The sequence below is a fragment of the Chitinophaga sp. CF118 genome (assembly GCF_900112615.1).
In the GTDB taxonomy this organism is placed as follows: domain Bacteria; phylum Bacteroidota; class Bacteroidia; order Chitinophagales; family Chitinophagaceae; genus Chitinophaga.
In genome coordinates, this window is sequence record NZ_FOMK01000001.1 from 1071488 (window position 1) to 1085712 (window position 14225).

Consider the following 14225-nt stretch of genomic DNA (forward strand, 5'->3'; position numbering starts at 1 on the left):
TACCTATCTATCTCTATAATTAGGAAGGAGCTACTTTCTCTCTCATAAATATTAAAATGGATATAAAAAGACCTATTGATATAAAGCGGGAATCCGGTGGTAGGGCAGATATCGGCTCTCCAGAAGACGGAGCCATAGTTGAAATGTTTCCTGTTAATGGAAAAATGTTTATCGTTTAAGAACGTTCCTTATATGAACTGAGTTTTGCCGATGACATAGATCCGCAACGACAAAATGAAGCCCTTCCCCCCAATGTTCATAAATTAGTCCTGAAACTGGGTACTGACTCTGAATTATTTTGTCGTACGTTTCTCACAGCCAAACGACTTATGAGGAAAGAATTCCTGACATCACAGGTGGACATTGATAAGATCCTATCTTACGCTTTGGAGGGGGTGAAAGAATTTTCAACACCTGGACGATGAAATTGGTGACTATCTTACGGAAGAAGAAAAGGGATCGAACGAGTATGAGGAACGTCGAGGTAAGAATGTATCTTACGCCATACCATCAGTACCAGATGTACATACCAGGTGTAAAACCATTTTTCAAAAAGTCGATCATGTTTGTCAGGCACTAATGGAAATTATCAGACAGTTTTACCCGGCAATAGGAAAACAGTACTTCCATAAGTTTACTGAATATGTAGGGAACGAGTATGAAGATCAGGACGACTTTGTTAAATTTATCAGAGAAATACAGCCTTTCATTGACACCACTCGAAATATAAGAAATTGTCTTGATCACAGAATGGCTCAAATTGAAATCAAAGATTTTGACCTTCAATCAACTGGCGAAATTATCTCTCCAACTATAGCAATGGACTTTAATAATACTACAGTTCAACGCACGTCTCTAAATAGATATCTTCCTGACATTCGTGATAGTTTACTAAATCTTTTTGAATTGCTAATAGTTCATCTTTGCGCAAAGAACATTAAAGAAGACAAAGGGCTCCAGCGTCGAGTTGCTATCATCCCAGAAAGCGAGAGAAGAAATAAGTTTATAAAATTCGCCGTGTGGTATCCGTTGGGGCCTGGGGGATTCTATGACCAGAAATAAAAATCTTCCTATCGACAATTTCAGCCGTTGCCGTGGTTCCTACTTATCGGCAGTGAGCTTCGCTGAATGCTGACCGGCAAGCTGTCTTTCAAGCCGGCGATTATCTGTCTTTAACCTCTAATTAACCATAGCCACACCCTTTTCAATTTTTTGCAGGGAATTACCTGCAAAAAAATTCTAAGCAGGAAATGTGACCATATGAATTGGTCTGATAAAAAAACAGAAAAGAAATGAGACATCATGTAATATCCTGCATAATTGTCATCATACTTAGTTCGTGCGCAACCAAGTATAGAAATCTGGGGCTTAACCACAGAATTGAATGAGGTGACAGTGCAGATACGCAAGCTGGGCGTAGATGCTGAGTGGGCAAAAAAACTGGCTTCCAATAATGGAAGCCAGTCCCGAACAAGTAACAATTAATATCCATCCCCAATTAATATCTATTGGTAGGATAAACTTGTTGATTATTATATTTCGGATAATAGTATTTTTTTGAATTCTGGGACTTAACTATCACAAATATAATTAGGCCAACAAGTAAAACTGCTAGTATAATTTTGATATTTTCAAATATGAAAAAAATAATTCCAGCGAGGACTCTTCCAATAAATTCTCCTATGAATATGAAAATTAAAAGTATTGGAATTACTATAATAAAGCCAAGCATAAGATAGCTATTATTCTGTATGAATTTTAAAATCTAACCTACTGCTGATTTTTCATGGTTCAGGACGTATAAAAAACCCATGTATTACTGCAGGGATTAGTTTCTATTCTCGATATTTAAAAGCCGTTCATAGCCAGATAATATTTTTTCAACATCTTGGTTCATTTCATCTTGCACTTCATTAACACTTTGATTTCTTATACTGGCTAATAGTTTTACAATTTCATCGAATAAAACACGAGTAGTAATTTCTATTCTTAAATTTCTATCGTTTTGTGTTATTCCTTTTATTTTTTCTTTACAAGGACGGACTAGAAAGCTTTGCAATACAAATTTTTCAAATAATCTGGGATTCGCTTTAAATAAAGAAGGGTTGGTATTAGAAAGCATGTGTTTTTTAGTAATCACCCCATTGTAAGAATGCAAAATCCTTTTAACCTTTCTTCTTATATCTGCTAAAATAATTGTTTTCGTACATTTGTTAAATATACTGCTGGATTGTACAAAAAATTTGATGCTAACGCCTAGTTTTATTTCCATGGCTAGTATTCTATCCTCCTCAGTCAATCCATTTACTATTGAAATTTCATCTAAAGAGTTATCTAAAAGATGAATTTTAAATAGCTCAGGATTTGATTTATATAATGGTAAATCATTTTTCATTCGTTTTAGCACTTTAATAAGATGATTAAGTTTTAATCCTTGGAAGTCAATTTCCATAATGGAAATATTGTACGCTAAATTATATTCTATTGAAGAAAATGTAGTTAATCAGTTGTTAATAAGGCGAAGATTATTGTAATTGGGTTATTGTAATCATTAATATGGTATGATGATAAAAAGGTTTCCTTTAATGAAAATGATTACAGTAAGTTCCGGAAAAAGAATTTTAAAAAAAAGAGTAATCCATTACGTGATTTCCACCACGACTCGAACCCAATAAACGCTGATAATGAAGTTATTACAGAATCTCTCCAAAACAAAAAAACTCCAAGTCCTTGAACTTGAAGCTTTCTAATTTTTTGGTGATCCCAGGTATCGGAACCTCGGACCAGATTATGCAGGATTTGACTGCAATTCTGGAATTTGATTCCAAATGAGGCAAATTAATACAACAAAAGTTCGAGGTGATTATAAGGTTTAATAGGGCGACTTGAATTTAAAATGCCTTGTGTTTGGTTACTTAAAAGCAATTTAACCTAATAAGAATTCCATCCCGTGTGGCGAGCGGACATTATTGCTTATAACAATATGGCTTTAAATAACTACTTTCCATAAAAGCTCCTAGCTGTAATAGTATAAACCCATTCCTTTATATCCGTCTGTGTCGCATTATTAAATAATACTATCTTTAAACTCAATTATTAATTTCATTATAAAAAGCCGTGCAGATGGAAAAATCTGACAAATCAATTCACAATATTTGTCTTGCTTCTATAAAGAGACACACCATAGATCCGTACGACTTTAAATGGACAAGATTTTATGAAGAAAATATAGGTTTTAATAATTCATTTCCAGAAATAGAAATTGAGCTGTTAGAAAACGAATTAGTAATTTGCTCAACTGTAATTGACAAAGATAACTTCAGCGTCTTGACATCCCAAAAGCTAACTACAAAAGAAAGTGGAGTATTATTGTCAGGCAAAATGAATAGTGCAACAGACAGGCTATACGGAGATTTCAAAGGGTACCAAAGTAAACTTTTTACTTTCGGTTTGGTTCAATTGAATAATGGTAATGAGTTAAAATATTTTATTGAGACAGGGAGAGCTTCAATGGTCATGATTTATGGCGTGAGGACAAGAATTGGCATGACGAATGCTTAGGTCGATAAGGTGCTTACACTGGACGAGTACTCAATAGATTTAAGACATTTATTACCTATGGCACGGTAGTGGTGACTTCCCCTACCCTAATTTCTGACCTGCCTGACAATCTGGGTATTAGTAGAGAGGAGGCCCTGAATTTATGTTCGAGCTTACCAGTTAATTTAATTTCTCTCTGAGCGATACTGATCTTCGCATGTTTTCTCTTTCAGAAGAGGAACTGTTGGAGCATTTCAAGCCGTGTGAAGGCGGATTATTCCGAAAAGATGATAGGCCCGTTATGCACTGGTGCAGCAACTCGGGTTAGGGCAAAAGCTGGCATAATCTTACTTACTTCAAAACAACCCACTACGACTCGAACCTACCTATTCGTTGATAATGAAGATAATGTGCGAAAATTGAAAAAATAAAAAAAGCTCCAAGTCCTTGAACTTGAAGCTTTTTATTTTCTGTGACCCCTCAGGGACTCGAACCCTGGACCTACTGATTAAGAGTCAGTAGCTCTAACCAGCTGAGCTAAGGAGTCATCTTTTCCCGTTGAACGGGCTGCAAATCTAACACCTTGTTTTATATTTCGCAAAAACTTCTTTAACTTAAATAAAAAAAATCGGGCGAAAGCCCGGAAAAGGAGTACAAAGAATGGAAACAGCTTATATAGTAGCCGGGTATAGAACCGCCGTGGGCAAGGCCAAGCGTGGCGGATTCCGCTTTTCCCGGCCTGATGATCTGGCCGTAGAAGTAATTACAGGATTATTGAAAAGTGTCCCGCAACTCGACCCGAAACGGGTTGACGACCTCATTGTAGGCAATGCCGTCCCTGAAGCAGAACAGGGGCTGCAGATAGGGCGCATGATATCCGTAAGGGCTTTGGGAATAGAAGTTCCGGGCATGACCGTTAACAGGTACTGCGCTTCCGGGCTGGAAACAATTGCGATTGCCACTGCCAAGATTCAGTCTGGCATGGCCCATTGCATTGTTGCCGGTGGTACGGAAAGCATGAGCCTTGTACCGGTGGCCGGCTGGAAAACAGTCCCTAATTATAAAGTGGCCACCTCCACCCCTGAGTATTACCTGGGTATGGGATTAACAGCGGAAGCCGTTGCCCGCGAGTTTAATGTAACCCGGGAAGATCAGGATGATTTCTCCCTGAAATCCCACCAAAAGGCCTTAAATGCCATTCAAAACGGGTACTTCAAAGAAGGGATACTCCCCATCTCCGTAGATGAGGTTTATGTGGACGAAAGGGGCAAAAAACAGCAACGCACATTTGTGGTGGATACAGATGAAGGACCAAGGGCAGATACTTCGACCGAAGCCCTCGCAAAACTGAAACCAGTATTTGCTGCCGGCGGCAGCGTTACCGCAGGTAACTCCTCTCAGACGTCCGACGGTGCTGCTTTCGTGGTAGTAATGAGTGAAACCATGATGAAGGAATTGGGGCTCCAGCCAATCGGGCGACTGATAGGCTGCGCTTCTGCAGGGGTACATCCGCGTATCATGGGTATCGGTCCCGTGGCCGCCATTCCCAAGGTATTGCAACAGGCTGGCAAATCCCTGAATGATATCGATCTGGTGGAACTGAATGAGGCATTCGCTTCGCAGTCTATAGCCGTTATCCGTGAGCTGGGCATCAACCCGGATATTGTAAATATCAATGGCGGTGCTATTGCGTTAGGCCATCCCCTGGGATGTACTGGTGCAAAACTCACAGTGCAGATCCTGGGCGATCTGAAACGCCTGAATAAGAAATACGGTATCGTGACTGCCTGCGTAGGCGGCGGACAAGGTATCGCCGGTATTATCGAAAGATTATAAAAATATTGAAAGGTCCTTCAGCAAATTTCCTGCTGAAGGACCTTTTATTTTATTTATACGGATCCATGATGTTGCTACCGGAATATTCCGGCTCCCGCCAAAACTGACCAGGATTGATACTACCATCTATTACATTGCTATACAGAATGTCATTTTCTTCCTGATCGGGTTTCCTGAGATACGATAGCTCTAATCTAAGTTTAGTCCGCACAGCTCCATGGTAAACAGGAGCATAAAAATCTATATACCTCCCCCCATTTAAATATGCCTTACCATAACTATTTCCACACCAGCTGCCAGGTAAATATTCAATATCGCTCCAGCGGCCATCCTTATCTAAAGCCTGCATCTTCATACTAAGCCGTGCATCCTGTACATCAAAATAAAATGTCTGCTTTGTAGTATTAATCAGATATACTGTTATGCCTTCATATTGACCTTCCCACTTGCATTTTTTAGTCGTATCAATTATGATCTCAAACTTATTCTCCTTAAAGTGCAGGCTGTCAGGAATCGGCTTTGTATTACCATTTGAAACATACCGAAAAGGAACACGCAGGGGTTCTCTATATGGATCAGCGCCATAATAATAACCGCTGTTCATATAGTCAATATTCAGCGAATCAATCTCATCCATATGTTTTTTCTGCCTCCAAACATATTTCCCTTTAGTATTAACATATCCAAGTCTATCTTCTTCCACAACTTTTAATATGCCATGCTGAAATCCAATCGGATCAACCTGTTCAAATTTAGCAGGAATCAAAATTTCTCCTTTCATGTTGGCAATACCATATTTTGGATAGCTATCATCAGCCGTAAAAATAAAATAATCCTCATTGCCATTTAATTCTTCAATTCTGGAAAATTTGGGTTCTATCATATAATTCCCATTCCTGTCAATACATCCCCATTTAAACTCCCTTCTCACAAATGCATGATTATCATGAAATTTATCAGTAAGAACCTCATCAAAATATTTATTCGAAACTATTTCTCCCTTTTGGTTGATAATCCAATATTTCCCATCCTGATCCAGAACAAAAGCTCTGCCATTATTAAAATCATTTACAGACCTGTATTTCGGATTATTTATAACAATATTCCCTTTCATATCAATAAAACCAGTATGGTGAACATATTCACCAAGTACATTTTTTTCATCAAAGTTAATCTGCGCAAGCCCTTCACTGACATCCCCATCCAACCAGCCATTATTCGAAATTGCTTTTGCAAAAGCAAGATCTCCTTTACTGTTAATAAATCCCACTATAGCCGCTCCTATTGAATCTTTTTGATTTAATGTAACCTTTGAAAAGCCATTTGAATATGACTCTATATAATTATACTTAGCATAAGGAATAATAAATTTCCCTTCCATATCGATAATCCCGCTTTCAGCCTCATTTAATCCTTTTACAATATAAGTTCCGTATTCTGTTGCTTCAATATCCTTATAAACAGTATCAATTAATAATTTACCAGCTGGATTAATTATTCCCCATTTCCCGGTGAATGTTTGCACAAACGCTCTTCCCTTTTCAAAGTTGAAAATATCAATAAATGTATGTTCAAATGCTTTTTTCCCTTTATGGTCAATATAAAAAGGGTGTCCATTATTATAAACAATGGCATAGCCCCCCTTGAATTCCATTGCGTAGTCAAATTGAGGTGCAATAACAAACTTCCCTGATTCATCTATATAACCATAAGTCCCGTCTAACCTTACCGGCGCAAGGCCTTCTGAGAAGTCTCCGGCACTATGAAACTTTGGAGAGATAATTACTTTCCCGGTTGAATCCATGAAACCAATTGTATTATTCTCAAACATCCGGAATAAAACAGGATTATAATATTCCCGGGTACCGCAACTCACTGCAGCAAATAACAGGATAAGGTAATAGTACTTCATAGGTATCGTTTTATTACAGATGCTTTACGAGGAAAATTACATAAGAAACAACAGGAAATTATAAAAATAAAAAGCTACCACAATTCCCTGAAACAGTTCTACTTATGCCTTAATCCACCATATCGGGTCTATTATTTCCCCCTGCATTTTCGTACTATTATTTGAAAACACCAGATACTCCCTCTATAAAAAAACCGCACAATACCACGAATGAAACCGACGATTAATTCCTCAAACCATCCTTTCAATATGTCAATGAAAGCACTCATATCGCATTAGGATTTATTTAATATAAGATAATATTACTCTTATAGTATCACTTTTTTCAATGCGTGATGAAAAAATGTACACTTATTATAGTATATTGGTTATGTTGTTAAGATTGACCGCCTGTATGTAAAATTTTGCTTTTAATCACCAATTTCATAAAGATGCATCAACCAAATCTGAATCTAAAGAAGCTATCGCTGTGCTTTCTAATTACCTGTTTTTTATTGGTAAAGGCCCATGCCCAGGTTACCACTGCTACCTTAAGCGGTGTGGTAAAAAATGAGGCAGGACAACCACTACCGGGGGCTACCGTAAGAGTAGCTTATGTAGATGCCGGTATTAATAAAGGACTGGTTACCAAATCTGATGGTAGTTTCGTAGTGCCCAACCTCCGCGTTGGTGGCCCTTATACAGTGACCGTTTCATTCACGGGCTTTTCTACTGTAACGGCTACGAATGTATTCCTCAACCTGGGACAAAACACCGCTCTGGACCTCCGCCTTACTGAAGCTGCCGGTAAACTCAATGAGGTGGTGATCAGCGGACGCTCTACTATCTTCAACGACCAGCGCACCGGCGCTTCTACTAATATCAGCGCGCAACAGATCCGGCAATTGCCGACCATCTCCCGCTCCGCGGACGACTACCTGCGACTGACACCTTCGGCATCGCCTACCTACAACGGGATATCCTTTGCCGGTAGAAACGGACAGTATAATAACTTCTCCCTGGATGGGGCCGTGTTCAACAACCCTTTCGGACTGGATGCTCCTGCTCCCGGCGGACAAACAAACGCTCAGCCTATCTCCCTGGACGCTATCGATCAAATCCAGATCAATATCGCGCCTTACGATGTTACTCAATCCGGATTTACGGGTGCGGGCGTGAACACTGTTACCAAAAGCGGTAGTAACAAATTCGCGGGAACAGTTTATGCCTTCTATCGTAATGATGCTCTTTCCGGTAATAAAATAGATGGCCAGAAACTTACCGTACCCGCTCTCGAAAGTTTCCAGGGGGGATTTTCTCTCGGTGGTGCCATCAAAAAAAATAAACTGTTCTACTTCGTTAACTTCGAATCCGAACAGCGTAAAGACGGTGCCAGCGCCTATGTGGCAAGGAACGCAGACAATGCAGGGGGTGTTACTACTTCCCGCGTGCTGCAAACCGACCTGGATGCTGTGAGTAAATTACTGTTCGATAAATATGGTTATGTAACCGGTCCTTATCAGGACTACGAACTGAAACGCAGCAACTATAAATGGTTGGGAAAACTGGACTGGATCATCAACAGTAAACATACTCTTTCCTTTACTTACAACGGACTGAATGCTTCACAGGAAAAACCAGCCCATCCCAATGCTATTAACCGCCGCGGGCCAGATGCCATCACCCTGCAATTCCGTAACTCCGGTTATGAAATGGTGAACAAACTGCACTCCTTCGGACTGGAACTGAAATCCAATTTCAACGATACCTATTCCAATAAATTCCGTGCAGTATATACCATCTTCAGGGATAAGCGAAACCCTTTCTCTACGCCTTTCCCTGTGCTGAATATCACCAAATATAATACGCCATATATAGTGGCGGGTTACGAACCTTTCTCCATTAATAATGTGCTTAACCAGGATGCATTACAGTTAACCGACAACTTCAATATAATCCTCCCTAAACATACGCTGACCATAGGGGCTTCCTATGAGCAGTTCAAATTTGGTAACTCTTTCAACCTCACAGGTTTCGGTTTCACCGTATTTTCAGGGGTAGATATTAATACCTTCCTTACAACGGCTGCTGCGGGTGCATACGACGGAAACGTTTCTTATGCACAAAACCGTGCTGCTGCCGATAAATGGACCTGGTATTACCTGACTGTAGGACAAGCTTCTGCCTATTTACAGGATGAATGGAGCCCTGCCAGTAACTTTAAAGTGACATATGGGGTGCGCTTCGACAAAGCTCTGTATTATCCTTCCAAAGCGAGTTACAGCAGTCCTAACGTAAATGCAGATGGTACTTTTGCTGGCACCTATGTAACCGGATCACCTACTGTTCCCAATTCAGATAACCTCACCTTATTTGATGAAAACGGGAACCCTGTGAAAAATGGCCCCGGCCAGGAAATAGATAATACCCGCATGCCTAGTGGTAAGATACTGGTATCTCCTCGTTTGGGTTTCAACTGGGATATCAATGGTGATAAAACTGTACAGCTGCGTGGTGGTACCGGTTTGTTTACCGGCCGTTTCCCATTTGTATGGGTAGGTAATGCTATCGGTAATCCTTTTAGCGGTTATTACAATGTAACTGCGCGTAACTTTAAATGGCCACAGATCTGGCGTTCTAACCTTGGACTGGATTACAAACTGCCTACAGGGACTATCCTAACTGCAGACATAGCTTATTCCAAAGATGTAAACTCAATGATGGTTCGCGATTATGGTTTAGGAACTCCTACCGGCACGCTGAATTCCGGTACTGGTGATAATCGTAGTGTATATCTGGCTGCTGATAAAGGCGACAGAGGTACCTATGTGTTTACCAATACGAAAGTGGGCTATTCCTTCAATGCATCTTTCCAGGCACAGCAAACCTTTAAGAAAGGATATTTCCTGATGCTGGGGTATAACTATCTTATTGCTAAAGATGCCAGCTCTATCTCTGCCGAAATTTCCGGCGATGCTTTTGATCGTAATCCAGTGCTGGGCAATGCCAATAAAGCAGTACAGTCAACTTCCCTGTATGGTAATAAACATCGTATTACATTGGCCGGCATTAAGAAATTTGAATACGGGAAAGGTAAATATGCTACTACCATCTCCTTCTTCAGCAACTGGACAAGCGGCAACCGCTTCTCTTATGTGTACGGCGGAGATGTAAACAGTGATGGCTCCGGGGCAAATGATCTTATGTATGTGCCTACCAAAGCAGAGATTGGTAATATGAACTTTGCACCTTTAACAGATGTGGAAGGTAACGTACAGAATGCCGCCGCACAGGGCGCTGCACTGGAAGCCTTTATTGGTCAGGATAAATACCTGAGTAAACACCGCGGACAATATACCGGTAAATATGATGGTGCTACTCCCTGGTTCAGTCAGCTGGATATGCGCATCTTACAGGACTTCAATTTCAAAGGAACCAGTAATACTCTGCAGTTTAGTCTTGATGTTGTGAACCTGGGTAACCTCATCAATAGCAAATGGGGAGTACGTAAATACGCCAGTGCTACCGGTTATTACCAACCGCTTACCTATACAGGTAATGACGGGGCAGGCAAAGCTGTTTACCAGTTTGATCCTTCACAAACAAAAACATTCATTACCAGCCCGGATCTGCCTTCCAGATGGCAGTTACAACTGGGACTACGATATATTTTTTAAGCTGCCACAACATATATAGAAACAAAAAGAGGTTGCACTGATGCAACCTCTTTTTGTTTCTATATAAACCGAAACTAATCAAGCAAAGACGCTTTAACAGGTTGCGGTACATATCCTTTGCTTCCTTTATAAACATACTGTTGTACCATCATGAATTTACCTTTCTTTTTCCCTTTTATCAGCGCTTTAAGTTCTTCAGGCATGTTTTCGGTATCCTCTGATGTGTAAGTTCCTTTTGTAGTAATAATAATATCCCTGAAGAACTTCTTTTCACTCACGGGAACACTGTATTCACTTGTCCAGGAAGACCACTCATCACCTGCTTCAGTGCGTTCGATACCATATGCGCCCATTACCTGCTGATAAGCCCCATTGGCACCTGCAATGAGAAAAAACGCACCATCAAAAGGACCACCTGCTGCGCCGTTAATACTTTTAATCATAAACGCGTATTGGTCCTTTCCTATGAGGACGGCAACAGGTCTTGGGCATTGGGAGAATGCACCATAAGCTGCGATAGCAGGTTGAAAGAATTTCAATTTCCAGGTACTATCACTCAGCACAAATTTGGCAAGTCCTAAGAGGCCGCCTGTAAAACGTGATGTTTGTGCACCATCCGGATCATAAGCCGAATGATTAAAGCTGATCACTTTATATTGGGTGCCTGAGGAATCTTTGTAACTCATTATATTGATTAAACGTGTAGCCACGCCGTCGCTAAATGGGAATGGCGAATTACCATCTTCATTAACATCTGTATATTGCTTCGTAGCGCAGGTTTTACATTCCCAACTGATCAGATCATTGATGTATTTATCTTTTGATAAATTATAGTATTTACCGGGAAAGAGTTTTAGCAGGGCTTTAGTGGCATCAAAAGGATTCGGCATTTCGAGCGTACGGTCCTGCTTTAAAATAGTATCACTTACATTCTTCTTTTTCAGATCATCCTGTGCAAAGCAGGTTATTGTCAGGGAGAGGCTAAAAAGCAAGCAGGCTATTAAATATTTCATGACTATCGGATAATTTCCGGGAATGAATATAATATAAAAGCCGGACATCCTTTTTACAAATAAGCAACTGCAATTAATACCGGATTAAAGTATATTTGCAGTCCTAACTATTTTCATTGTAGCACGACCACTTACCTTAAAAAACGAATGCTCCATGTTGCTCCAAAAAATCTTTCTCATTTTACTATTGTCATGTAGTATTATTTTAAACAGTTGCAAGCCAGAAGAAGCTGTACCAGACAGAATTGCATTGATCAGCAGAACCAGTTGGGCAATGTCCTCATGGACATCTTCTCCCGACTATCCGCTGGAATATAGCAATGGCTCTACTCAATACTTTAGTGATATACTGTTGTATTATAAAGCACAAAATTATACCTGTGCAGGTAACCGTAGATTTTCATTCACAAGGGGAGTAAAGGAAAACGATTATATGAAAGGGGCATACGTTTCTTTAAGGAGTCCGGCTAATTGTAGTACACCGGAACTCCAGGAAGGTATCTGGGATATTAGAGAGCTTGAAGACGGATTATATTTATATCTGGCATCAAAAGAAAATCCTGCCTCTTATTACAATATTTTTAAGATTCATGAGATTAGTGAAGACAGATTCAGTTTCACCTACAAAGTAAAAATATCGGGGTCTTATACAGAGTATAAGATAACAGAAACCTTTTCTCCAGTTAAAAAATAATTAAAACATCGTCCTGTAATTATTCCGCCATTGATTCCATAACCGGTAATAAACGTGTATCCCTAAAGAGTAGTAATTTTTAGGTACATCCTTCAATGGTTTTATCGTTTCTCCTCCCAGGATAATTTCATAATCATTCTTAACAACCTCACTAAATTGGTAGCCCAAATAAATGGAAATACCCATACGGCCGCCTTCTAATCCGGTTTCAAGTATTATTTTGTTTAAATAGAGTGGCTTCATAATAACATGCTGACTGCGATCTTTTTCATCCTTTGTATTAAACCGGAAGTCAACAGACTGTAGCAGCCCCGGAGCGTAACCTAGTCCCCAGTAAACATTTTTCCTTTCCGCTCTTGAGGTGAGAAGTTCCAGCATAATGGGCATCTCGTAAGACACCGAAGTTACCTTGGTCAAACTAAATTCAGCTGCAGATGTACCATAATTATATCCATTCACAACCTTTATATTATTAAGGCAATAACGTGGTTTTAATGTTACCCTGAATTTCCCCTTATCAGGATTGATATGCAGATTTGCACCGAATGAAAAACTGGAACTACTCCCGGAGCCGGCACCCGATGTTTTCGGGATAGTGACTAAATCCCAGTTAGCATTGGCCGCCAGACTTATGGCAAACGGCCGGTCGATATTCCTGTTATACATTCTCCTTTGTACGGGATCCAGGCTGCGTTTACCATTTGTTTTCACCATCAGATCCAGCATTCTGTCACTTTCCTGCTTCAGCTGTCTGATCCTCTCCGCTTCCGCAATCTCTGCCTGTTTCTTTAATTCATTCTGCCGGCGAACATATTGTTCGCAGGGTGTTTCATCGTGTGGAGCGTTGTTTTCAATCAGGTTAAAATATTTGCATTCGTTTCCTTTCTTTTTCCCAAGTTCAACTAATTTATTCCTGATAGGTACAATGTCCAGCACATAAAAAGTAGTAGATCGTTCCAGTTGATTTTCTGCAATGATGCCTGACACATTTCCCTTATTATCAAAAATCGGCAAGCCACTATTTGCAAACAGACCAGGCCTTGTAGTGGAGAATGTTATCTGTTCTTTCTCATAATTATTAGCATCGTCATTACGTGTTACAGTTTCATGGTAATTGATAGAAGCATCCAATGTTCTGTTCATAGCCGCGGAACCTCCAATACTTTTCCGCTTGTCTCTGAAAATGTAATAGTCTCCTCCGTTTCCGTTTGTCGTCTGATAATATTTCTTACAGATCTTATGCGCCCCTCCCCCTATCATATATAAGCCAACATAGTATGTTCCTATCTTGAAAGGGGTTTCTACCAGTGTAGCCTCATTGACATCTTTCCCTTTATTATATAATGTTTTTACATGATTTTCGAAGTTCTCCGTTTCTTTTACTATAACAAAGTAAAGGTCTTTGTCTCTGCCTTCACTACCCACTATAAAACCATACAGATCGTAAGTATTTGCCACCAGGATCAGATTATCAATATATTTCCCTACTGAAGAAGATGGTGCCTGTGCATGAACAATAGTTACCGAAATTAAATACAGTACAAAACAGAAAGCGGAAAATATAATTTTCATAT

The 14225-nt window shown here is 39.9% G+C and carries 11 protein-coding genes and 1 tRNA gene; 7 read left to right on the forward strand and 5 right to left on the reverse strand.

The genetic code is table 11. The features are described 5' to 3' along the window. The first annotated feature begins 56 nt into the window (after positions 1 to 56). The 3 genes from BM176_RS32855 to BM176_RS32375 all read left to right on the forward strand — a co-directional run bounded on the left by BM176_RS32855 (position 57) and on the right by BM176_RS32375 (position 1485). Positions 57 to 179, forward strand: coding sequence for a hypothetical protein (locus BM176_RS32855; RefSeq protein ID WP_255373432.1), 123 nt, complete (start codon positions 57 to 59; stop codon positions 177 to 179). A gap of 400 nt (positions 180 to 579) precedes the next feature. Further along, the gene (locus tag BM176_RS04145; RefSeq protein WP_090099835.1) at positions 580 to 1062 is read left to right on the forward strand and encodes a hypothetical protein; all 483 of its coding nucleotides are present in this window, start codon (positions 580 to 582) and stop codon (positions 1060 to 1062) included. A 258-nt stretch (positions 1063 to 1320) separates the two neighbouring features. After that, a complete protein-coding gene (locus tag BM176_RS32375) occupies positions 1321 to 1485 on the forward strand; it encodes a hypothetical protein (RefSeq protein WP_177230292.1) in 165 nt (54 codons plus the stop codon). 343 nt (positions 1486 to 1828) lie between these two features. Here the strand turns inward: BM176_RS32375 and BM176_RS04155 are convergent, their stop codons facing one another. Continuing rightward, on the reverse strand, positions 1829 to 2452 hold the full coding sequence (locus BM176_RS04155) for a hypothetical protein (RefSeq protein WP_090099839.1): 624 nt from the start codon (positions 2450 to 2452) through the stop codon (positions 1829 to 1831). 671 nt (positions 2453 to 3123) lie between these two features. Between BM176_RS04155 and BM176_RS04160 the strand changes: the two genes are divergently transcribed. After that, positions 3124 to 3561, forward strand: a complete 438-nt coding sequence (locus tag BM176_RS04160; RefSeq protein ID WP_090099841.1) for a hypothetical protein — start codon at positions 3124 to 3126, stop codon at positions 3559 to 3561. Between the two features lie 452 nt (positions 3562 to 4013). Here the strand turns inward: BM176_RS04160 and BM176_RS04165 are convergent. Beyond that, positions 4014 to 4087 (reverse strand) — tRNA-Lys (locus BM176_RS04165). A gap of 113 nt (positions 4088 to 4200) precedes the next feature. Here BM176_RS04165 and BM176_RS04170 point away from each other — a divergent pair. Next, positions 4201 to 5376 (forward strand): thiolase family protein, encoded by a 1176-nt coding sequence (locus BM176_RS04170; protein ID WP_090099843.1) that lies wholly within the window; start codon positions 4201 to 4203, stop codon positions 5374 to 5376. Positions 5377 to 5425: 49 nt separating this feature from the next. Here the strand turns inward: BM176_RS04170 and BM176_RS04175 are convergent, their stop codons facing one another. Continuing rightward, entirely contained in the window at positions 5426 to 7288 is a 1863-nt protein-coding gene (locus BM176_RS04175) for a WG repeat-containing protein (protein ID WP_090099845.1), read from the reverse strand. A gap of 431 nt (positions 7289 to 7719) precedes the next feature. Between BM176_RS04175 and BM176_RS04180 the strand changes: the two genes are divergently transcribed. Next, the gene (locus BM176_RS04180; protein ID WP_090099847.1) at positions 7720 to 10944 is read left to right on the forward strand and encodes a TonB-dependent receptor; all 3225 of its coding nucleotides are present in this window, start codon (positions 7720 to 7722) and stop codon (positions 10942 to 10944) included. A gap of 74 nt (positions 10945 to 11018) precedes the next feature. On the opposite strand, the gene BM176_RS04185 is transcribed toward BM176_RS04180, so the two are convergent. Continuing rightward, complete coding sequence (locus tag BM176_RS04185; RefSeq protein ID WP_143097700.1) at positions 11019 to 11957, reverse strand: hypothetical protein; 939 nt, start codon at positions 11955 to 11957, stop codon at positions 11019 to 11021. A gap of 154 nt (positions 11958 to 12111) precedes the next feature. Here BM176_RS04185 and BM176_RS04190 point away from each other — a divergent pair, with 154 nt between their 5' ends. Further along, the gene (locus BM176_RS04190) at positions 12112 to 12651 is read left to right on the forward strand and encodes a hypothetical protein (RefSeq protein ID WP_090099852.1); all 540 of its coding nucleotides are present in this window, start codon (positions 12112 to 12114) and stop codon (positions 12649 to 12651) included. Here BM176_RS04190 and BM176_RS04195 read toward each other — a convergent pair whose 3' ends face one another. After that, positions 12652 to 14223: a hypothetical protein gene (locus BM176_RS04195; RefSeq protein ID WP_090099854.1), complete on the reverse strand. Its 1572-nt coding sequence runs from the start codon at positions 14221 to 14223 to the stop codon at positions 12652 to 12654. It abuts the gene before it with no gap. Between the last annotated feature and the right edge of the window lie 2 nt (positions 14224 to 14225).

Excerpts from the sequence above, each read along its gene's own strand:
- BM176_RS32855 (WP_255373432.1), top strand. The coding sequence starts at position 57 with ATGGATATAAAAAGACCTATTGATATAAAGCGGGAATCCGGTGGTAGG.
- BM176_RS04145 (WP_090099835.1), top strand. The coding sequence starts at position 580 with ATGGAAATTATCAGACAGTTTTACCCGGCAATAGGAAAACAGTACTTC.
- BM176_RS04155 (WP_090099839.1), bottom strand. The coding sequence starts at position 2,452 with ATGGAAATTGACTTCCAAGGATTAAAACTTAATCATCTTATTAAAGTG.
- BM176_RS04160 (WP_090099841.1), top strand. The coding sequence starts at position 3,124 with ATGGAAAAATCTGACAAATCAATTCACAATATTTGTCTTGCTTCTATA.
- BM176_RS04170 (WP_090099843.1), top strand. The coding sequence starts at position 4,201 with ATGGAAACAGCTTATATAGTAGCCGGGTATAGAACCGCCGTGGGCAAG.
- BM176_RS04175 (WP_090099845.1), bottom strand. The coding sequence starts at position 7,288 with ATGAAGTACTATTACCTTATCCTGTTATTTGCTGCAGTGAGTTGCGGT.
- BM176_RS04180 (WP_090099847.1), top strand. The coding sequence starts at position 7,720 with ATGCATCAACCAAATCTGAATCTAAAGAAGCTATCGCTGTGCTTTCTA.
- BM176_RS04185 (WP_143097700.1), bottom strand. The coding sequence starts at position 11,957 with ATGAAATATTTAATAGCCTGCTTGCTTTTTAGCCTCTCCCTGACAATA.
- BM176_RS04190 (WP_090099852.1), top strand. The coding sequence starts at position 12,112 with ATGTTGCTCCAAAAAATCTTTCTCATTTTACTATTGTCATGTAGTATT.
- BM176_RS04195 (WP_090099854.1), bottom strand. The coding sequence starts at position 14,223 with ATGAAAATTATATTTTCCGCTTTCTGTTTTGTACTGTATTTAATTTCG.